Source organism: Paraburkholderia caffeinilytica (assembly GCF_046030355.1).
In the GTDB taxonomy this organism is placed as follows: domain Bacteria; phylum Pseudomonadota; class Gammaproteobacteria; order Burkholderiales; family Burkholderiaceae; genus Paraburkholderia; species Paraburkholderia caffeinilytica_B.
Genome location: NZ_JAQQCQ010000011.1, coordinates 123,995 through 143,300 on the forward strand (window position 1 = coordinate 123,995; position 19,306 = coordinate 143,300).

General features: G+C 62.4%; 17 protein-coding genes. 11 read left to right on the top strand and 6 right to left on the bottom strand.

The features are described 5' to 3' along the window. The first annotated feature begins 56 nt into the window (after positions 1 to 56). Positions 57 to 1,442, top strand: coding sequence for an MFS transporter (locus tag PQQ95_RS18330; protein ID WP_408438908.1), 1,386 nt, complete (start codon positions 57 to 59; stop codon positions 1,440 to 1,442). 378 nt (positions 1,443 to 1,820) lie between these two features. Next, a complete protein-coding gene (locus PQQ95_RS18335) occupies positions 1,821 to 3,422 on the top strand; it encodes a peptide chain release factor 3 (protein ID WP_408438910.1) in 1,602 nt (533 codons plus the stop codon). 107 nt (positions 3,423 to 3,529) lie between these two features. Here the strand turns inward: PQQ95_RS18335 and PQQ95_RS18340 are convergent, their stop codons facing one another. The 4 genes from PQQ95_RS18340 to PQQ95_RS18355 form a co-directional block, all read right to left on the bottom strand. Beyond that, the gene (locus tag PQQ95_RS18340) at positions 3,530 to 4,864 is read right to left on the bottom strand and encodes a type II toxin-antitoxin system HipA family toxin (protein ID WP_408438912.1); all 1,335 of its coding nucleotides are present in this window, start codon (positions 4,862 to 4,864) and stop codon (positions 3,530 to 3,532) included. Positions 4,865 to 4,875: 11 nt separating this feature from the next. Further along, positions 4,876 to 5,199, bottom strand: coding sequence for a helix-turn-helix domain-containing protein (locus PQQ95_RS18345; RefSeq protein ID WP_408438914.1), 324 nt, complete (start codon positions 5,197 to 5,199; stop codon positions 4,876 to 4,878). Positions 5,200 to 5,379: 180 nt separating this feature from the next. Next, positions 5,380 to 6,249 carry a LysR substrate-binding domain-containing protein gene (locus PQQ95_RS18350; protein ID WP_408438916.1) on the bottom strand — a complete coding sequence of 290 codons (870 nt, stop codon included), beginning with the start codon at positions 6,247 to 6,249 and terminating at the stop codon, positions 5,380 to 5,382. A 113-nt stretch (positions 6,250 to 6,362) separates the two neighbouring features. After that, positions 6,363 to 6,512: a hypothetical protein gene (locus PQQ95_RS18355; RefSeq protein WP_408438918.1), complete on the bottom strand. Its 150-nt coding sequence runs from the start codon at positions 6,510 to 6,512 to the stop codon at positions 6,363 to 6,365. A gap of 92 nt (positions 6,513 to 6,604) precedes the next feature. Between PQQ95_RS18355 and PQQ95_RS18360 the strand changes: the two genes are divergently transcribed. Further along, the gene (locus PQQ95_RS18360; RefSeq protein WP_408438919.1) at positions 6,605 to 9,178 is read left to right on the top strand and encodes a bifunctional acetate--CoA ligase family protein/GNAT family N-acetyltransferase; all 2,574 of its coding nucleotides are present in this window, start codon (positions 6,605 to 6,607) and stop codon (positions 9,176 to 9,178) included. Between the two features lie 101 nt (positions 9,179 to 9,279). Here the strand turns inward: PQQ95_RS18360 and PQQ95_RS18365 are convergent, their stop codons facing one another. Both PQQ95_RS18365 and PQQ95_RS18370 read right to left on the bottom strand, forming a co-directional pair. After that, positions 9,280 to 9,825 (bottom strand): hypothetical protein, encoded by a 546-nt coding sequence (locus PQQ95_RS18365; protein WP_408438921.1) that lies wholly within the window; start codon positions 9,823 to 9,825, stop codon positions 9,280 to 9,282. 134 nt (positions 9,826 to 9,959) lie between these two features. Then, positions 9,960 to 10,748, bottom strand: a complete 789-nt coding sequence (locus PQQ95_RS18370) for an IclR family transcriptional regulator (protein WP_408438922.1) — start codon at positions 10,746 to 10,748, stop codon at positions 9,960 to 9,962. Between the two features lie 272 nt (positions 10,749 to 11,020). On the opposite strand from PQQ95_RS18370, the gene PQQ95_RS18375 reads away from it, so the two are divergent. The 8 genes from PQQ95_RS18375 (at position 11,021) to PQQ95_RS18410 (ending at position 19,267) form a co-directional block, all read left to right on the top strand. Continuing rightward, entirely contained in the window at positions 11,021 to 12,070 is a 1,050-nt protein-coding gene (locus tag PQQ95_RS18375) for a sugar ABC transporter substrate-binding protein (RefSeq protein ID WP_408438924.1), read from the top strand. Then, positions 12,067 to 13,587, top strand: coding sequence for a sugar ABC transporter ATP-binding protein (locus PQQ95_RS18380; protein ID WP_408438926.1), 1,521 nt, complete (start codon positions 12,067 to 12,069; stop codon positions 13,585 to 13,587). The genes PQQ95_RS18375 and PQQ95_RS18380 overlap by 4 nt, the downstream gene beginning before the upstream one ends. After that, positions 13,577 to 14,632, top strand: coding sequence for an ABC transporter permease (locus tag PQQ95_RS18385; RefSeq protein WP_408438928.1), 1,056 nt, complete (start codon positions 13,577 to 13,579; stop codon positions 14,630 to 14,632). The genes PQQ95_RS18380 and PQQ95_RS18385 overlap by 11 nt, the downstream gene beginning before the upstream one ends. A 19-nt stretch (positions 14,633 to 14,651) precedes the next feature. After that, a complete protein-coding gene (locus PQQ95_RS18390; protein ID WP_408438929.1) occupies positions 14,652 to 15,002 on the top strand; it encodes a UxaA family hydrolase in 351 nt (116 codons plus the stop codon). A 42-nt stretch (positions 15,003 to 15,044) separates the two neighbouring features. After that, complete coding sequence (locus tag PQQ95_RS18395) at positions 15,045 to 16,358, top strand: UxaA family hydrolase (RefSeq protein WP_408438931.1); 1,314 nt, start codon at positions 15,045 to 15,047, stop codon at positions 16,356 to 16,358. A gap of 231 nt (positions 16,359 to 16,589) precedes the next feature. Further along, positions 16,590 to 17,630, top strand: a complete 1,041-nt coding sequence (locus tag PQQ95_RS18400; RefSeq protein WP_408438933.1) for an aldo/keto reductase — start codon at positions 16,590 to 16,592, stop codon at positions 17,628 to 17,630. 7 nt (positions 17,631 to 17,637) lie between these two features. Then, positions 17,638 to 18,468, top strand: a complete 831-nt coding sequence (locus PQQ95_RS18405; protein WP_408438934.1) for an amidohydrolase family protein — start codon at positions 17,638 to 17,640, stop codon at positions 18,466 to 18,468. A gap of 55 nt (positions 18,469 to 18,523) precedes the next feature. Next, entirely contained in the window at positions 18,524 to 19,267 is a 744-nt protein-coding gene (locus PQQ95_RS18410) for an SDR family oxidoreductase (RefSeq protein WP_408438936.1), read from the top strand. Positions 19,268 to 19,306: the final 39 nt, after the last annotated feature.

Below are 19,306 nucleotides of genomic sequence, written 5' to 3' on the forward strand. Positions count from 1 at the left end.
AAAAGCCGGTTACACGCCGGCTGCGCAAGGGTTGTCCATATAACGAAGGAGACAGTGTGAGCAATCAGGAATTCCCGGCCGCCACTCTCGGCCTCGCCCCCACTTTGCCGTCCGCCGCTGCTGCGGCCGTGCGCGGCCCCATTTCTCTCGACGACGTTCCGCTGAACGCGTTTCACGTCAAGATCGCCGGGCTGACATTCGGCGCCCACTTTACCGAAGGTTTCGCGCTCGGCACGATCGGCTACGCGCTTGCTTCGCTGAATCGCCAGATGCCGCTCGACGCGTTCTGGATGGGCATGATCGGCAGCTCCGCGCTGATGGGCATCTTTGTCGGCAGCCTGGTGTTCGGCTGGCTGTCGGATCGGCTGGGACGGCAGAAGATCTTTCTGCTGAGCTTCCTGATCATCACGGCTGCGGCCTTCGCGCAGTTTTACGTGAGTTCGCCATTCGAGTTGTGTTTGCTGCGGGTGTTGATCGGCTTCGGCATGGGCGGCGATTTTGCGGTTGGACATGCGATCCTCGCCGAATTTTCGCCACGCAAACATCGCGGCACCTTGCTTGGGTCGTTCAGCGTGGTGTGGACCATCGGCTATGTCGTGGCTAACGTGCTCGGTATGCACTATGCCGACGCGTCGCCCGATGCGTGGCGGTGGCTGCTTGCGTCGGCGGGCATTCCGGCGCTGATCGTGCTGATCTTGCGCATGGGCACGCCGGAGTCGCCGCGCTGGCTGTACGGCAAAGGACGCGTTGCCGAAGCCAAAGCGATCGTGCTCAAGCATTTTGGTCCGAACGTGACGCTCGATGGCGGCGACGATGAGCACACGCAAGCGCGTGGCGGCTTCATGCGCCTGTTCAAGAAGGATCTGATCCGCAGAACGGTTTTCAATTGCGCATTTTTCGTGTGTCTCGTGATTCCGTACTTCGCGATCTACACGTTTCTGCCGACCATTCTTAAGGCAATCCATTTGAACGACGGCTCGGGTGCGGATTTTCTGCTGAACGGTTTCCTCGTGCTTGGCGCGTTGATCGGCATCTGGCTCACGATCAAATTGTCGCGTCGCATGTTTCTGATCGGCTCGTTCGCGGTGACCTGTTTATCGCTGGTGGCGTTGAGCGTGCTGCCGGAATCCGCAACGCTCGCAATGATCGTCGCGTTTGCCGTCTTTACGCTGACGATGTCGGCGTTCTCGAATCTGGTCGGCGTGTTTCCGCCGGAGTGTTTTCCGACGGAAGTCCGCGCGTGCGGTGTTGGGCTTGCGATCGCCTGCAGCCGTCTTGGCTCTGCGGTCGGCACTTTTCTGCTGCCGCTCGGCATCCTCCACCTGGGTTTCCACTTGACGATGATGGTGCTTGCCGCTGTGCTGCTGATCGGTATGGTCGTATCGATCGCCTGGGCGCCCGAGACAAAGCACTTGACGTTGAACGAAGCTAGCGGCGCGTAACGCGTTTACGCCTCGCTATAACCCGCCTCACTGGCAACGGTGCGGCGGGTTTTTCTATGATGGGCCACCAGTTCGAAGTCAACACCGCATTTCGCAGGCTGCGCCCCGTCGCACCGCATCTGCCCCCCAAAGCCCGTTTTCCATACGACAGCCCCCATGACGTGTATCATTCGTTCCCTGCGCTGTTCTGTGCCGGCAATTCCCGTATTTTCTAACGCCCGTTCGTAACCTGGTTGCGACGCGGCGGAGTTGCCGCGTGAAGCGGGTCTTCAGACCCAGCTCCCGCAGCAGCTCGACGCCGCCGCGCAAGGCGCGGCAGACCGGAAGCCGCAAGCTTCCGGAGACCGCCCGAACCCCTATCCGTGACCGCCAGACCCGATGTCAGTCTCCGAACTCAAACGCCGCCGCACGTTCGCGGTCATTTCCCACCCGGACGCGGGTAAGACCACGCTCACGGAAAAGCTGCTGCTGTTCTCGGGCGCGATCCAGATCGCCGGCACCGTGAAGGGCCGCAAGAGCAATCGCTACGCGACCTCCGACTGGATGGAGATCGAAAAGCAGCGGGGCATTTCGGTGGCCAGCTCGGTGATGCAGTTCGAATACGGCGACGCCGTGATCAACCTGCTCGACACCCCGGGTCACGAAGACTTCTCTGAAGATACCTACCGTGTGCTGACCGCGGTCGATGCCGCCGTGATGGTGATCGACGGCGCGAACGGTGTCGAAGCGCAAACGCTCAAGCTGCTCGAAGTTTGCCGCAGCCGCAAGACGCCGATCGTCACGTTCATCAACAAGCTCGACCGTGAAGTGCGCGAACCGCTCGAACTGCTCGACGAAATCGAGCAGCATCTGGGCGTCGCCGCTGTGCCGTTCACCTGGCCGATCGGCATGGGTAAGGAATTCCAGGGCGTCTACGACATCCAGCGCGATCAGGTGCGCTTGTTCCGCGCCGGGCAGGATAAGGCGGGCGGCGACGTAGAAACGCTGCAAGCGCTCAGCGACGAAGAAGGTGAACGCCGCTTCGGCCATAGCTGGATCAAGGCGAAGGAAGAGATCGATCTGATTACCGGCGCGTCGCCTGATTTTGACCGCGAGCAGTTCCTGGCAGGTCAGCAATCGCCGGTGCTGTTCGGCTCGGCGATCAATAACTTCGGCGTGAAGGAAATTCTCGACGCGTTGGTCGATCTGGCGCCGCCGCCGTCGATGCGCATGACCGTGCAACGTCCGGTGCTGCCGGATGAACCGAAGTTCACCGGCGTCGTGTTCAAGGTGCAGGCGAACATGGACCTGGCGCACCGCGACCGCGTGGCGTTCATTCGCGTGTGTTCAGGGCATTTCGAACGCGGCATGGCTGTGAAGGTGACGCGCACGAACAAGACGTTCCGCGCGAATAACGTGGTGACGTTCCTGTCGCAGCGCCGCGAGACGGTCAGCGAGGCGTATCCGGGCGACATCATCGGTATCCCGAATCACGGCACGTTGAGTCTTGGCGATACGCTGACCGAAGGCGAGCAATTGCAGTTCGTCGGCTTGCCGTTCTTCGCGCCGGAAATTTTCCAGACTGTCGAAGTGGTCGATCCGATGCGCGCCAAGCAACTCGGCGAAGCGCTCAAGCAGTTGGGCGAGGAAGGCGCGATTCAGGTGTTCCGTCCGGAAGTCGGCGGCTTGATGATTCTTGGCGCGGTTGGTCAACTGCAGTTCGAAGTGGTGTCGCATCGCTTGTCGACGGAATACAAGGTCGATGTACGGATGGCGCCGGCGCGTTACCGGATGTCGCGTTGGGTGACCTGCGACGATGCAGCCGAATTGCGCCGTTTCACCGATTCATACGCGGCGCGGATCGCGCTCGATGCATCGGATGCGCCGACGTATCTGGCCTCGCATGTGTCGGAAATCGAAGTCGCGCAGAAGGCGTGGCCGAAAATCGTCTTTAATGAATTGCGCGAGCATTCGGGTGCGCCGTTCAAGAAGGCGATGTAAGTGCTGATACGCCGGGCTGGTGAGGCCCGGCGGGTGTTTGGGTACTAGTCCATCACGCAAAAGGCCCTGTTCACGTATGTAGTACGGAAAGCCTGGTTGCCCGCTCGCTATCTTGCTTCTTTCTCAAGTTCGGGCCGTAGTATCGGCCGCCCCAGCAGCTTGCGAGCCTGATCCGTCTGGTCATGCTCAAAGGCATCCTCGAAGTCCGGCAGTTCGTGAAGCGTAAGGCCGACTTCGGGCGTGACCGCCACCTGCTTCCACTCCAGTACCGCGTCGAGAACTTCGGCCAGGATGACGAGTGCCTGATCCTCGGACAGCGCAAAATAGGCGCACGCATCCAGAAGCATCTGAACCGAATCAATAGGCCCCGCGTCTTCCGTGAGCCAGGTCTTGGACTCGCGAAGCTTGCCGGGCATCGGGTTCACGTCGAACGCTGGCGCGATGCGCCACTGACCGTTGCCGTCGTACAGGAAGCCCAGGTTCTGAAGATGGTCATCAGTGTTGGTGATGAGAAGGTTAAAGACCAGCCTTCGCCACAGTTCCCGCGCATCCTTGTCAGGATGTGAGCACTTCTGCTGCATGACATCCACGATTTCGGTGTAAGCGTGTTCGTCCTGACGCGAGGCCTGCAACATGGACGCGGCGGACAGGTAGGGAATACGCAGGTCAGCGCCTTCCCGATCAAACCGCTCGATGACGGCGACCGGTGTGCCATTGAGATCGACGCAACGGGCATCGGCTGTCGTGATGCCTGCTTTGCGCGCGAGGTGCAGTGCAAGTACTTCGGCCCGCGTAACGTTGAGGGTGTCATTGACGCTTGGGAACTTGCCGATGGCAAGCTTGCCATTTTCATCCAGCAAGGTGCATTTGGGACGCATGCCTCCAAGCGAGGTGCCCTTGCCTTGCAGATAGCGCAGGTCTTCGGTGGTGTCCTTGTTCGTCTCGACCGCACGCGTTGCCTTATACATCCGCTCAAGCTCAATCAGAGGCGGTGTCGCGCGCCGGCCTTCTGCAACCGTGCGTAGATATACACCGTTCTCGCAAAGTCGGAGCGCGCCAACGCGGCTGAAGTCATCCACGCTGCACAGGTAGTCGAGTTCGTTCAAGGGCGGTAGGCGTGGATTGCGCCTGCGCTCCCTGGCGCGTGCCCGTTCGATGACGCGGCGCCCCCACGCGTCAGGGGCGGTATCCGCCAGCGCAAAATGAAATGGCGAGTCTCCTGCATTGGCTGCCCGACGCGACTGATAGCCCGAAACCAGCGGCAGATCAGGCGAGACCTCAAATTTGTCCGGGTTCGTCAACCAGGTGTCGTCATAGACGAACTGTGACACCTCGCGACGCCCCTGACTCGCGTAGGTCAGATGCCCGACAAGTTGCCCAGACGCCCCGAGGTGAACCTCGAGGTTCTGGCGAATGCCGGGTTTGGCAGCTTTGGTTTCCATTCGCAAGGACTTCAGAATGCTTTGGTGGTTTTTTTGCGGGTGCGCACCCGCTGAGGGAGCTTCTCATCCATCAACATGAGACCTGTATCGTCCTGGCCACTGTCGAGGAGATCATTGAGGCGCTGCAATTCTCCGAACAGATAGAGTGCTCGAACCAGGAAGTGCAGTTGCACGCGCGGGTCGCCCGCCTCCATCCGCTTGACAGTATTGAGCCCTGCCCCAATTCGCTCGGCGAGCGCCTGCTGCGTCAACCCTCGCCGACGACGTGCACGATTGAGGTCTTCGCCGAGTTTCGAAAGCGTTCGCTGCACCGGTGTGGGGAGCGGTTTTTCCACGTTACGGCCCTCATATGGGCTTTTAACTGATTTAGTAGACTCCATGAGGGCCATTATAGTTGGTATAGCCAAATCGCGTTAACAAAACTATTTAACGGCCCATGCAAGGGCCTTTAAATTACTTAACAGCCCTTGCACGGGCCGTTAAGAATGTGATCGCAAGATTTGACCTCGCGAACCTCACCCCATCTTCAAAACCTCTTCCCGCATCCAGCTGGCAAACGCCTGCACATATTCAAGCGCCGCGTGACGTTGCGCCACGTCGAGCCAGTAACCGAACGGTCCGGCCACTTCGATATCGGAAAACTGCGCGAGACTGCCATCCGCCAGTTCTTCAACAATCATGTTCCGGTCGACGATCGCCAGCCCCGCACCTTTGCGCGCCGCACGGATCGCCTGCTCCAGCGTGGAGAACTCCGTGCCGTTTTCCGCGTAACGCGCCGGCAAGCCGGCCTTAGCCAGCCAGTTCGGCCATAGGTCCAGGCGCGCATCGTTATGCAGTACGTGCAATGCGGGCATATGCTCGAGCAGCATGTCGAGTGATTCACTGAGCAGACGCGGTGCGCCGACCAGTACGTGGCGCTCGGTCATCAGCAATTCGGAATGGGCGTCTGCCAGCGCATCGCGGCCGAAGCGGATGATGCAGTGGCAGTCTTCCGAGGGCGACGTGCGAACCGACAGTTCGACATCGGGCATTTCGTCCGCCAGCGAACCGAGCCGCGGCGAGAACCACTGTGTCGCAAAAGTGGGCGGCACGGCGACGACGAGACGCCGCCGTTCTTTGGCTGCAGTGATCTGCCGGAAGCCGCGCTCGATCGTGTCAAAGGCGTCGGAAAGGCAGGGCAGGAGTTGCAGGCCGGCGGGCGTCAAGCGGATACCCTTGTGATCGCGCTCGAACAACTTCTCGCCGAGTGATTCTTCGAGCAGCTTGATTTGCCGGCTCACCGCGCCTTGCGTCACGCAGAGTGCGGTGGCGGCGCGATTAAAACTCATATGACGGGCCGTTTCTTCAAAGAAGCGCAACGCGATGAGCGATGGCAAGCGCCGCATAAATCACCTTCTGTCTCTTTGATCATCCGCGCACGGCTGAGGTCGGGCCGTCGCCGTCGCGGAATCCATGTTGGTGCCGCGCGTTGTCTCCACGCGCTCTGCAAGCCGTTTAATCAGCCTGCAAATTCCTTGCCGATGCGCCGTTCGGCATCCCGAAGATTGTCGCATTTCGGCTCGATATTTTGCTTGGACACGCTAAAAAATTCTGGTGCGCATTGGTGGAGATCAAGATGGATTTCACGCACCTTGCGCAACCCAATCATTCATAAACAGCGCGCGGGTCTTCGACTTCGCCTATCCTGACGAAGACGCGCGCCGCGCTGCCGGTGCGCTTTCCCCACTTCGCGGAGCGCCCGTGACCGTTCGAAATCTCGATGCCTTGTTCCGACCCAAATCCGTCGCCGTGATCGGCGCTTCCGAGCGGCCCGGCAGCACGGGAGCAATGGTGTGGGCGCGCGTGCTCGAAGGCGGTTTCGACGGCCCTGTCTGGCCGGTCAATCCTAAATACGAAACGCTCGGCGGTTATGCGGTAATCGGTGACACGGGCGATCTGCCGCAAGCGCCGAGCGTGGCGCTGATCTGTACGCCGCCCGATACCTGGCCCGGCATTATCCATAAACTGGGGGGCTTGGGCACGCGCGCGGCGATTATCGTCGGCGAGGCGCGTAGTGATGACGATCGCCTGCAACTTCGGCATGCGCTCTCGGCGGCGCGGCCGCATCTGCTGCGCATTGTCGGGCCGGGCAGTCTCGGCGTGGTGTCGCCGGCGCTGCATGCGCATTTCGGCGCGCCGTCGTGCACGGTGAAGGCCGGCGGCGTGGCGTGGGTGTCGCAGTCGAACGCGCTGACCAACGCCGTGCTCGGTTGGGCGCATGCGCGTGGCCTTGGCTTTTCGCACGCCGTGGCGTTGGGTGGCGAAGCCGACGTGGATGCCGGCGATGTGCTCGACTATCTGGCGAGCGATCCTGGCACGCGCGCGATCCTTCTGGAACTGGATACGGTGCGCGCGGCGCGCAAGTTCATGTCGGCGGCGCGGGCGGCGGCGCGCAACAAGCCGGTACTGGCGTTGCGCTCGGGCCGTGCCGATCCCGCCGATGGACTCTACACCGCCGCGTTCCGTCGCGCGGGCATGGTGCGCGTCGACTCGCTCGACGATCTGCTCGACGAAATCGAAACGCTCGGTGTCGGACGCGTCGCGGCGGGCGCCACGGCTACGCTGATCACCAGCGACAGCGGCCTCGCCACGCTGGCCTGCGACGCCTTCGCAGCCGCTGGCGACACACTCGCGCCGTGGCCCGCCGAAGCCGATGCGGCGCTTACAGAAGCGCTGCCGTACGCGGTGCCGGGCAACCCGCTGCAACTCGGCAACGACGCCCGTCCCGAGCACTTCGGCACGGCACTCAAGCTACTTGCCGAACATCGCAGCACCGGCACGGCCTTCGTGGTCCACGCGTCGACGCATGGCGCGCCGGTCGGCGAGGTCGCGCAGGCGTTGATTGCGAATCAGCGTTTCGCGTATCGTGGTTTGCTCGCATGCTTTTTTGGCGGCGTGGATGCGGCCACACGCGATGCGCTGCACGCGCAGGGCATTCCGGTTCATACGACGCCGCAGCGGCTCGCTCGCGCTTTCGCGCGGCTGGTCGATTACCGGATGGGCCGCGAACTGCTGATGCAGACGCCGGAAGGTTTGCCGGCACAGATTCCCGAAGCGATCGACGCCGCTCAAGCGCAAGCGCGTGCCGCCATCGCTGCAGGTGAGCACCAACTAACTGGAGAGGCAGCGACGCGGTTTCTAGCGCGTTTCGGGCTGCGTGTCGAACCGCAAGTGGGCGAGCGGACCGTGCGTGCGACGCAAACAGCGGCGCTGAAGTCGACGAAAGAGCAAGCGCAAGGGCCGATGCAAGGAACGGCGCTAGAGGTGACGCAAGAGCCAGTGCAAGAACCGGCGCCGCCGCCTGCAGCGGGACCACTAGACCTAGCGACGGGCGACTGTTCCGATCAGGCCGCCGGGCAGTCCAGCAAACCCGTTGTCGACATCGACGTCGAGCTTCATGACGACGACAACTTCGGCCCCGTCTTCCGCTTCACCGCACCGTCGATGGATGGCGTGTCCGATCCACTCCGTGTCTACGGTCTGCCGCCGCTCAATCCGATACTCGCGCGCGACATCGTCACGCGCTCGCGTTACGCGAGGCTGATCGCGCCGGAGCCGGCGTTGGCCGCGTTGACGGCGCTGTCGCAGGCGGTCTGCGACGTCAAGGAGATCGTCGGTCTCAATCTGACACTGCGAGTGTTCAGCGACCATGTCGTGGTGGTCGAGCCGACTCTGAGCATCGCTTCGACGCGCAGCCGTCTCGCAATCGTTCCGTATCCGCGCCGTTTCGAAGAGACGATCGACTGGCAAGGCTTGCGTGTGACCGTACGGCCGATCCGCCCGGAAGACGAAGCCGCGCATCACGATTTCGTCGAGGCGATGACGCCCGAGGACTTACGCCTGCGGTTTTTCGGCGCGGTCGGCAGTTTCGACCACTCGCAACTCGCGCGGATGACACAGATCGACTACGACCGCGAGATGGCGCTGATCGCGACCGTGACGAGCGAAGAGGGTTTCACGCGCACACTGGGCGTGGTGCGTGCGGTGGCCGATCCGGACAATGAAACCGCGGAGTTCGCAGCCGCGGTGCGCTCGGACCAGAAAGGCCGGCGCCTTGGGCAATTGCTGATGGACCGGATCATCAAGTACGCGCGGGCGCGCGGGATTCATTGGCTCGTCGGCGAGGCGTTGCGCGAAAACACTCCGATGATCGCGCTGGCCCGATCCTGTGGCTTCACCATTACGCCGACGGAAGATCCGGGCGTGGTCGGTTTCAGGATGGCGCTGGATGAAACGGCGGGGGACAGTGCGAACGTGGCGAGCGCCAGGAATTGAACCGGGAAGCGGGCGATCAGGCGGGGCAATCACTGCCCGCGCCGATGAGGCGGCTAAGGCAGTGATCGGAAAGCCGGCGACACTGACGGCCGCCAGCCTGATTACGCCGGCAGCTTCGCCGCGGCTTCGTCGACCTGCGTGCGGGTCACGGACAACTCTTCCAGCCACGTTTCTGCGTAGACCGCGCCGGTCTCGCGTTCCAGACGCGCGATGGTTGCCGCGCAACGATTCGTGTCCTTCAGCGTCGCGATGAATGGCTTCACTGATTCACCGGCCTTGAAGGCGTCGAACAGCGGCACGCGGATGTCGTCCGGCAGCGGACGCGTCGTCCATTGATACGGCTTGCCGTTGAACGTGAACTGAGGCGGCAGCACGCGCTCTTTCTTCGCGGCCGGAATCAGACCAAAAGTACGCGCGGCGTCGCCGATCTGCTCGGCCGAAAACAGCTCGTCCGGGCTGATGTCGAATTGCTGAATGAAGGTCTCGATGCTTTGCATCGCCGCGGCGCGGTCGTCACGGCGCTTTTGCGCATGAGCGACGATGTCGCGCAGTTCGTCGGCTTCTTCAGGCGTGATCGTGAAGCTCGACTGCTTCTGCTGGAGTTCGGAAAAACGCAGGAATTCGGAATCGGTCAGAAGTTTCGCCATTGCTTGATCGTTGGGCGCGCATGGGGGGACCCATGCGGCGTGATTTTTGAGAGGGTCGCCATTCTAAACCATGTGCAGAAACGGACGATTTGTGCGCAGCCTGCCGCAACCATTCGTCCTCCGGCAACGGCGCGCTAGACGGCTTCTTCCCGAAACATCGACAGCGCCTGCACTGTCTCGCGCAGCAATGCAGTCGCCGCCTCCAACGTCGGCGCAACGTATTCATCGATGCGCCTCAAGTACGGGCAAGTGAGTACTGCGATCGCCTGGCCTGACGGCCCTTGGATCGGGAACGTGACGTCGGTCACGCCGAACGTCTGCTGACTGTCCTTCTGTGAAAAACCCGCCGCGCGAATCCGCTCGCATGCCTGTTCCAGGGCTTCGCGATCGATCGTGACTTCGCCTTTCACCTTGGTGTGTTCGACCAGCATCTGGTCGCGCTGCTCGATGCTTTGAAACGCGAGCATCACGCGGCCCGAACCTGTATCGATCAGGCCGACCCGCGAGCCGAGCCGCACCGACATGCCCCAGGTGCCCGGCCCATCCACCTGGGCGATCACCAGCAGATTGCCGCGGTCGTACACCACGAGGTGACACGATTGCTCGGCGGCATCGGCAAAGCGCTGCATGAGCGGCAGCGCTTCGGAGATGAGGCGGTTCATCGGCGGATGACGATGCGCGAGCGCATACAACTTCAGACTCAGCGAATAACGGTCGCCCCCTGCCGACCGCACCACGTACTGCCGCGCGACCAGGCGTTCCAGCATCCGGTACATCTCGCTCGCGTTGCGTCCCAGCAGCTTGGTGATTTCGGCGCGCGTCAGCCCCTCTTTCTGCTCGGCGAGCAGTTCGAGGATATCGAGGCCCTTGTCCAACGCGGGGGCGCGATAACGGTCCGCGTCGTCTTTGTCTTCTGCGTCCATGGTGAGCAGGGTTCCGTGTGTAGTTCTCATTATCTGGCGCGTGAGTGTAAGTGCGTGGGGAATCTCATGCGAGGTGGCACTGCGCCAGGGGAAACACTGACGCATGGTGCAGTGCACGTTGCTTGACTTCAAAAGGTTTGTATATGAATAATGCGTTCATTGGTGAATAAACGCACACCAATACTTCATAAGAAAGCGCAGGACCAGGTGCTCACCACTCGCATGGCGGGTTCACGCAGTTCCCACAACGCAAGCATCAGTAGGAGACAACCATGTCGTTCGCGAAAGGGCCGCACGCGGCTCGCCGTTTGTTCCAGAGTTCGTTGTTCGCCGTTGCGGCGGCAGCTTGCGTCGCCGGCCTCGCCGTCAGCGGTGCGGCACAGGCTGCCGATGCCGGCAAAGTCGGTCTCGGTTTGCCGCTGCTCACGTCGCCTTTCTGGCAGTCGTACAACAACTATCTGCCCAAGTACGCGAAGGACATGGGCATCGATATCCTCGCGCCGGTCAATTCGAATGGCGATCCGGCCCAGCAGATCACTGACATGAACAACCTGCTGAACCTCGGTGCGAAAGGCATCGTGGTCGGCCCGCTGGATTCGGCGGCGATCAGTCGCGCGCTCGATGCGGCATCGGCGAAGAACGTGCCAGTGGTCGCCGTCGACGTCGCGCCGACGCAAGGCAAGGTGGCGATGGTGGTGCGCGCCGACAATCACGCCTACGGCGAGAAAGCGTGCAAGTACATCGGCGAGCACGTGAAGTCGGGCAAGGTCGTGCAGATCATGGGCGACCTGGCGTCGGTGAACGGGCGCGACCGGTCCGAAGCGTTCCGCTCGTGTCTGAAGGGCTTTCCGGGTTTGTCGCTGCTGGAAATTCCGGCAAGCTGGAAGGGCGACGTCGCGGCTACCGCGCTCGACAGTCTGCTCACCGCGAATCCTGACGTGAAGGCTATCTACATGCAGGCAGGCGGTGTCTATCTGTCGCCCACGCTGCAAACGTTGCGCCGCAAGCAGATGCTGTTTCCGGCCGGCGATGCGAAGCACGTTGTGATTGTGAGTAACGACGGTATTCCGCAGGAATTCGACGCCATCCGTCGCGGTGATATCGACGCCACCATTTCGCAGCCTGCCGATTCCTACGCGAAATACGGTCTCTTCTACATCAAGGCGGCGTTGGCTGGACAAACCTTCAAGCCGGGCCCGACGGATCACGGCAGCAACATCGTCCAGTTGGCGCCGGGCATTCTCGAAGATCAATTGCCCGCACCGCTCGTCACGAAGTCGAATGTCGACGACAAAGCCTTGTGGGGCAATACCGTTAAATGAGCGAGCCGACGCCCTCCGTGCCGGTCGTCGAAGCGCTTGAGGTCACCAAGCGCTTCGGCTCCACGGCCGCGCTGAAAGACGTGAGCATCCGCGTGATGCCCGGCGAGTCGCATGCGCTCGTCGGGCGCAACGGTGCGGGCAAATCGACGCTGGTGTCGATCCTCACCGGCCTGCGCAAGCCCGACACCGGCGAGGTGCGTTTCGGCGGCGCTTCGGCGCCGCCGATCGCGGATCGCGATGCGTGGCGTGAACGCGTGGCCTGCGTGTATCAGCATTCGACGATCATCCGCGATTTGAGCGTCGCGGAGAATCTGTTCATCAACCGGCAGCCGTCACGCGGCGGCGTGATCGATTGGCGCGCCATGCGCCGCGACGCGCGTGAGTTGCTCGATCACTGGAAGATCGACGTACGCGAAGATGCGCGTGCCGGCGATCTGAGCGTGGAAGCGCGGCAACTGGTGGAGATTGCGCGGGCGCTGTCGTACGGCGCGCGCTTCATCATTCTCGATGAACCGACCGCGCAGCTCGACGGCGACGAAATCAAGCGCCTGTTCCGCCGCATCAGCGAGTTGCAGCGCGAAGGCGTGACGTTCCTGTTCATCTCGCATCATCTGCAGGAGGTCTATGAAATCTGCCAGGCGGTGACGGTGCTGCGCGACGCGCGGCATATCGTCAGTGCGCCTGTTTCCGCATTGCCGCGCGAGCAATTGATCGAGGCGATGACCGGCGAGCGCGGCGGCCTGGCCGTCGCCGATGCGGCGGCGCGCGCTGCGCTGCCTGCGGACACGGCTATCGCGCTGGAAGTCAAAGAGCTGGTGGGCTCCGATTACGAAGGTGTGTCGTTCACGGTGAAGCGTGGCGAAGTCGTCGGACTGACGGGGGCCACGAGCAGCGGCCGCACGAGCGTGGCCGAAGCGATTGCCGGCTTGCGCGCGGCCAGGCGCGGCTCGATCAGCGTGGATGGCGCGACGCTGCCGCCTGGCGACGTACCGGCTGCGCTGGCGCACGGCATCGGCTGTGTGCCGAAGGATCGCCATCACGAAGGGCTGGTGCTGACGCAATCGGTGGCGGAAAACGCCTCGATGACGATCGCGCGTCTGCTCGGCAAATTCGGCATCGCAACGCCGGCGAAAAAAAACGCCTTCGGTCAGAAGATGATCGACGCGCTCGGCATTGTCGCGCAAGGCCCCGAGCATGTCGTGTCGGGGCTGTCGGGCGGCAATCAGCAGAAGGTCGTGATGGCGCGCGCACTCGCCACCAATCCGAACGTACTCGTATTAATCGACCCTACGGCAGGCGTCGATGTGAAATCGAAAGAAGCGTTGCTGTCAGTCGTGGATCGCGTGCGCGAAGAGGGCAAGGCCGTGCTGGTCGTGTCCGGCGAACTCGACGATCTACGCACCTGTGACCGTGTGCTGGTCATGTTCCGTGGCCGTGTTGCGGCCGAATTTCCCGCGGGTTGGCAAGACCACGACCTGATCGCATCCGTTGAAGGAGTCAGTCTCCATGAAGAATAGTGTGCCCAGCCCTGCATTCGGCACGCCCCAGGGTCAAGCGCAGCCGCAGGCCGTCGCGCAGGCGGCGCGCGGCAAACGTGCTCGCAGCGAACTTGCCCGATTGCGCGAACTGGCCTTGCTGCCCGCGCTTGCGTTGCTGCTCGTGATCGGCGCGTTTGTCAGTCCGAGCTTTCTGACGAAGGCGAATCTGATCAGCGTGCTGGGGGCGTCCGCGGCTTTGGCGCTGGTGGTGCTCGCCGAATCGCTGATCGTGTTGACCGGCAAGTTCGATCTGTCGCTCGAATCGACGGTGGGCATTGCGCCCGCTGTCGGCGCGATGCTGGTGATGCCGGCCGCGTCCGCGGGTTTCGGCATGCAATGGCCGGCAGCGGCGGGTTTGCTGGCTATCCTCGTCGTCGGCGCGGTGATCGGCTTCGTCAACGGGTTCCTGGTGGTGCGTTTGCGGCTGAACGCCTTCATCGTCACGCTGGCGATGCTGATCGTGTTGCGCGGCATGCTGGTCGGTGCGACCAAAGGCGGCACGCTGTTCGACATGCCGCCGTCGTTCTTCTCGCTCGCCACCACTATCGTGTTTGGTTTGCCGTTGTCGGTGTGGCTCGCGGCGGCAGCGTTCGCCATTGCTGCGTTCGTGCTGCGCTATCACCGCCTGGGCCGCGCGTTATACGCGATCGGCGGCAATCCGGAAGCGGCGCGCGCGGCCGGGATTCGCGTCGAGCGCATTACGTGGGGCGTATTCGTGCTCGGCAGCATGCTGGCCTCGGTGGGCGGCTTGATCGTCACCGGCTATGTCGGCGCGATCAACGCGAACCAGGGCAACGGCATGATTTTCACGGTGTTCGCGGCAGCGGTGATCGGCGGCATTTCGCTCGACGGCGGCAAGGGCTCGATGCTCGGCGCGCTCACCGGTGTGCTGCTGCTGGGCGTTGTGCAGAACCTGCTGACGCTGGCCCAGGTGCCGTCGTTCTGGATTCAGGCGATCTACGGCGCGATCATCCTCGGCTCACTGATGGTGGCACGGCTCGCCAGCGGCGAAGGCCAGAACTAATGCACACGCATCACGGAGAATGCACTTGACCAGCCGCCCGTTGCACACGCCGCAAACATTGCCAACCGACCCACGCCTGATCCTGCTCAGCCCCGCGGACAACTGCCTGATCGCGGCGGCGCGTCTCGACGCGGGCACGCAAGTCGAGATCGAAGGCGAACGCGTGACGCTCACCAAAACCATCGACCTCGGCCATAAGGTGGCCCGTCATGAACTCGCGAAAGACGACAAGGTGCTGCGTTACGGCGCAGTGATCGGGCACGTGACCGAAGCGGTGGCGCGCGGTGCGCATCTGCACACGCACAACCTCGAAAGCGATTACTTGCCCACCTATACGCACGACGCGGGCCACGAGTTCGTCCATCACTGAATTGAGCACATTGACGTGGCTTTGCGCCGCGCTGGATTGATCATGACTGACACTTCCGTAGCATCCGCCGCTGCGCAGCAGCCCATGTTGCAGGGCTATCCGCGCAAGGATGGCCGTAAGGGCATCCGCAACGTGGTGGCGGTGGCGTATCTGGTCGAGTGCGCGCATCACGTCGCGCGCGAGATCGTCACGCAGTTTCGCGAACCGCTCGACGCGTTCGACGATCCCTCAGCCGAACGCGAGCCGCCGGTGCATCTGATCGGCTTTCCGGGTTGCTATCCGAATGGATACGCCGAAAAAATGCTTGAGCGCCTCACCACGCATCCCAACGTCGGCGCGGTGCTGTTCGTGTCGCTCGGGTGCGAGAGTATGAACAAGCATTATCTCGTCGACGTCGTGCGCGCGAGCGGCCGTCCCGTCGAAGTCCTGACGATCCAGGAAAAAGGCGGCACACGCAGCACGATTCAATACGGCGTCGACTGGATTCGGGACGCCCGCAAGCAACTGGCCGCCCAGCGGAAAGTGCCGATGGCGCTGAGCGAACTGGTGATCGGCACGATTTGCGGCGGCTCGGACGGAACCAGTGGCATCACCGCAAATCCGGCCGTGGGCCGTGCGTTCGATCATCTGATCGACGCGGGCGCGACCTGCATCTTCGAAGAAACCGGCGAGCTGGTGGGCTGCGAGTTTCATATGAAAACGCGTGCAGCAAGGCCGGAACTCGGGGATGAAATTGTTGCGTGCGTGGCGAAGGCGGCGCGCTACTACTCGATTCTCGGACATGGCAGCTTTGCGGTGGGCAATGCGGACGGCGGCCTCACCACGCAGGAAGAGAAATCTTTAGGGGCGTATGCGAAAAGCGGTGCGTCACCGATTGTCGGCATTATCAAACCCGGTGACGTTCCGCCGACCGGGGGCCTTTATCTGCTCGACGTCGTACCTGACGGCGAGCCGCGCTTCGGCTTTCCGAACATTAGCGACAACGCAGAAATCGGCGAACTGATCGCATGCGGTGCGCATGTGATTCTGTTCACGACCGGACGCGGGTCGGTGGTCGGCTCGGCGATTTCGCCCGTCATCAAGGTGTGCGCGAATCCCGCGACGTATCGCAATCTCGCCGGCGATATGGACGTCGACGCGGGCCGCATTCTCGAAGGCCGCGGCACGCTCGACGAAGTCGGCCGCGAGGTGTTCGAGCAAACGGTGGCGGTGTCTCTCGGTGCAGCGTCGAAATCGGAAATGCTGGGTCATCAGGAGTTCATCCTGACGTACAAGGCTTTCGAACCGGTGGGTCCGGCTTGTTTGCCGTCGAGCGCTGCACTGCCGCATCGGGTTGTTGCGATCGAGCAGCATTGAGCCGCTAGTCGGCATTCGATCGGCGCTCGAACAACGGTCAAGCCGTGGTCTATTTGACGGCCATTCATACGGTGGGCAAAGATCGTTCGCGCGTGTTAAAACACTATAAAACAGCAACTATCTTGCATGGCATCGGAGTAACGGCTGAAGCGCCAGCTCCGGTCGATAGCTTTGCATGGGACGCGGGTAAGCGCTAAAGCGCTAACTCGGGTCGATAAGGAGACGTGGTCAATGACGGCAACGATCGGTTCGAAGATCGAACAGCGGCGCGGCATCGGCCGCCGCGCATTACAAGTCACCGGACTCGGGCTCGGTACAGCGCCGTTGGGCGGGCTGTACCGCGATCTGTCCGAAGAAGAAGCGCACGCGACTATCGCCGCCGCGTGGGACGTCGGCGTGCGTTACTTCGATACCGCGCCACATTACGGTCACACGAAAGCAGAGCACCGCCTGGGCGATGCGTTGCGCGGATATCCGCGCAACGAATACGTGCTGTCCACCAAAGTCGGGCGCCGCTTCGTACCGCGCACTACGCCGTACGATGGCAGCGAAGGCTGGCAAGACCCGCTGCCGTTTCAGGCGATCTACGACTACACGCACGACGGCATTCTCCGTTCGTTCGAAGACAGCCAGCAGCGTCTCGGCATTGTCGATATCGACATTCTGCTGGTGCACGATATCGGCCGCATGACGCATGGCGACCAGAACCCCCATTATTGGCGGCAACTCACCGAAGGCGGCGGCTTTCGCGCGCTCGACGATTTGCGGTCCTCAGGCGCGGTTAAAGCAGTCGGGCTAGGCGTCAACGAAGGCGCGGTCATCCTCGACGCGATGGCCGAATTCGATATCGATTGCGCGTTGCTTGCGGGCCGTTATACGCTGCTCGAACAGGCCACGCTCGACGACCTGCTCCCAGCATGTGAACAACGCGGCGTCAGCATCCTGTTAGGCGGCGCGTTCAACTCGGGCATTCTGGCGCGTGGCGTCGCAGGCGATCTGAAATTCAACTACGGCGACGCGCCGCGCGAAGTGATCGAGCGTGTCGCGCGGCTGGAAGCGGTGTGCCGGGTGCATGGCGTGCCGCTTGCCGCCGCGGCTTTGCAGTTTCCGTATGCGCATCCGGCGGTCGCCACCGTGTTGACCGGCGCGCGCAGTGCCGACGAATTGCGCGAGAACGCCGCGTCGTTCGAGCAGCCGATCCCGGCGGACTTGTGGTCCGCGTTGCGTGACAAAGGCTTGCTCGATAGCCGCGCGCCCGCGCCAGAGGACTGAATTGACGATGCATATCGACGCCCACCAGCACTATTGGGACCCCGCTCGCGGCGACTACGAGTGGCTCACGCCGGAACTGAAACTCCTGTACCGGCCGTTCGGTCCCGCCGATCTCAAGCCCCTGCGCGAAACAGCGGGTGTCGAGCGGACGGTGGTGGTGCAGGCGGCGCCGACTATCGATGAAACGCGTTACTTGCTGGACATCGCGCGGCACGAGCCGTCGATTGCCGGGGTGGTCGGCTGGGTGCCGTTGTTGTTGCCCACGGCGCCGGCTGTGATTGGCGCGTTGGCGCATGAGCCGAAGTTCAAAGGCGTGCGGCCGATGCTGCAGGACCTGCCCGACGATACGTGGATTGCGAACCCGGATCTCGCGCCTGCAATTGAAGCGCTGATCGCGCACGACCTTGCGTTCGACGCGTTGATTTACGCGCGGCACGTCGAGCCTTTCGAAACGTTCGCGGCGCGTTTCCCTGCGCTGCGCATCGTTGTCGATCACGGCGCAAAGCCGCCGATTCGCTACGGTCGCGCGGGTTGGCAAACATGGGCCGATGCGATCACGCGGCTCGCGAAGTTGCCGCAAGTGCATTGCAAGCTGTCGGGGCTCGTCACGGAAGCATCGCCTGGCTGGACCGAAGAAACGCTTCATCCCTATGTCGACCATTTGCTGAAGTCATTCGGCCCCGCACGTTTGATGTGGGGCAGCGACTGGCCGGTGCTCGACCTGAATGGCGACTATCTGCTGTGGCACTCGGTGGCGAACACCTTGCTCGCGTCTTTGAGCGACGCCGAGCGCGAGGCGGTTTTCGGCGGCAATGCCGCTGCGTTTTATCGACTTTGATGTGACGGACACGCGTGACGAAGACAAGAGCAAGCCTACTCAACTGGAGTCGTAGATGACACAAAGACTGGCCGGCAAGACGGCCCTGATCACCGCGGCGGGACAAGGTATCGGTCTCGCCACCGCAGAACTGTTCGCGCGCGAGGGCGCGCGCGTGATCGCCACCGATATCCGCATCGACGGACTCGCCGGCAAGCCGGTCGACGCGCGCAAACTCGACGTGCGTGACAACGCGGCGATCAAGGCGCTGGCCGCCGAACTCGGCGCGGTCGACGTGCTGTTCAATTGTGCGGGCTTCGTGCATGCCGGCTCGATTCTCGAATGCAGCGAAGAAGATTGGGACTGCGCCTTCGACCTGAACGCGAAGGCGATGTACCGCATGATCCGCGCGTTTTTGCCCGCCATGCTGGAGAAGGGTGGCGGCTCGATCATCAATATGTCCTCGGCGGCGTCGAGCGTGAAGGGCGTGCCGAACCGCTTTGCGTACAGCGCGTCGAAAGCCGCGGTGATCGGGCTGACCAAGTCCGTCGCTGCAGATTTCATCACACGTGGTGTACGCTGTAACGCGATCTGCCCGGGCACGGTGGCTTCGCCGTCGCTCGAACAGCGGATCGTCGAGCAGGCCAAAGCGCAAGGCGCGACGCTCGAGGCCGTGCAGGCGGCCTTTGTCGCGCGTCAGCCGATGGGCCGCATCGGCAAGCCGGAAGAGATCGCCGCGTTGGCGCTGTATCTTGCGTCCGACGAATCGTCGTTTACCACCGGTCATGCGCATGTGATCGACGGCGGCTGGTCGAACTGACGCGCGCTGATCAACGCTGAAACACGAACCGAATACTAC

Bases quoted from the DNA above. Each gene is read 5' to 3' on its own strand.
- PQQ95_RS18395 (WP_408438931.1), top strand. From the start codon at position 15,045: ATGACTGACACTTCCGTAGCATCCGCCGCTGCGCAGCAGCCCATGTTG.
- PQQ95_RS18340 (WP_408438912.1), bottom strand. From the start codon at position 4,864: ATGGAAACCAAAGCTGCCAAACCCGGCATTCGCCAGAACCTCGAGGTT.
- PQQ95_RS18385 (WP_408438928.1), top strand. From the start codon at position 13,577: ATGAAGAATAGTGTGCCCAGCCCTGCATTCGGCACGCCCCAGGGTCAA.
- PQQ95_RS18375 (WP_408438924.1), top strand. From the start codon at position 11,021: ATGTCGTTCGCGAAAGGGCCGCACGCGGCTCGCCGTTTGTTCCAGAGT.
- PQQ95_RS18380 (WP_408438926.1), top strand. From the start codon at position 12,067: ATGAGCGAGCCGACGCCCTCCGTGCCGGTCGTCGAAGCGCTTGAGGTC.
- PQQ95_RS18405 (WP_408438934.1), top strand. From the start codon at position 17,638: ATGCATATCGACGCCCACCAGCACTATTGGGACCCCGCTCGCGGCGAC.
- PQQ95_RS18355 (WP_408438918.1), bottom strand. From the start codon at position 6,512: ATGATTGGGTTGCGCAAGGTGCGTGAAATCCATCTTGATCTCCACCAA.
- PQQ95_RS18335 (WP_408438910.1), top strand. From the start codon at position 1,821: ATGTCAGTCTCCGAACTCAAACGCCGCCGCACGTTCGCGGTCATTTCC.
- PQQ95_RS18365 (WP_408438921.1), bottom strand. From the start codon at position 9,825: ATGGCGAAACTTCTGACCGATTCCGAATTCCTGCGTTTTTCCGAACTC.
- PQQ95_RS18370 (WP_408438922.1), bottom strand. From the start codon at position 10,748: ATGGACGCAGAAGACAAAGACGACGCGGACCGTTATCGCGCCCCCGCG.
- PQQ95_RS18350 (WP_408438916.1), bottom strand. From the start codon at position 6,249: ATGCGGCGCTTGCCATCGCTCATCGCGTTGCGCTTCTTTGAAGAAACG.
- PQQ95_RS18390 (WP_408438929.1), top strand. From the start codon at position 14,652: ATGCACTTGACCAGCCGCCCGTTGCACACGCCGCAAACATTGCCAACC.
- PQQ95_RS18410 (WP_408438936.1), top strand. From the start codon at position 18,524: ATGACACAAAGACTGGCCGGCAAGACGGCCCTGATCACCGCGGCGGGA.
- PQQ95_RS18400 (WP_408438933.1), top strand. From the start codon at position 16,590: ATGACGGCAACGATCGGTTCGAAGATCGAACAGCGGCGCGGCATCGGC.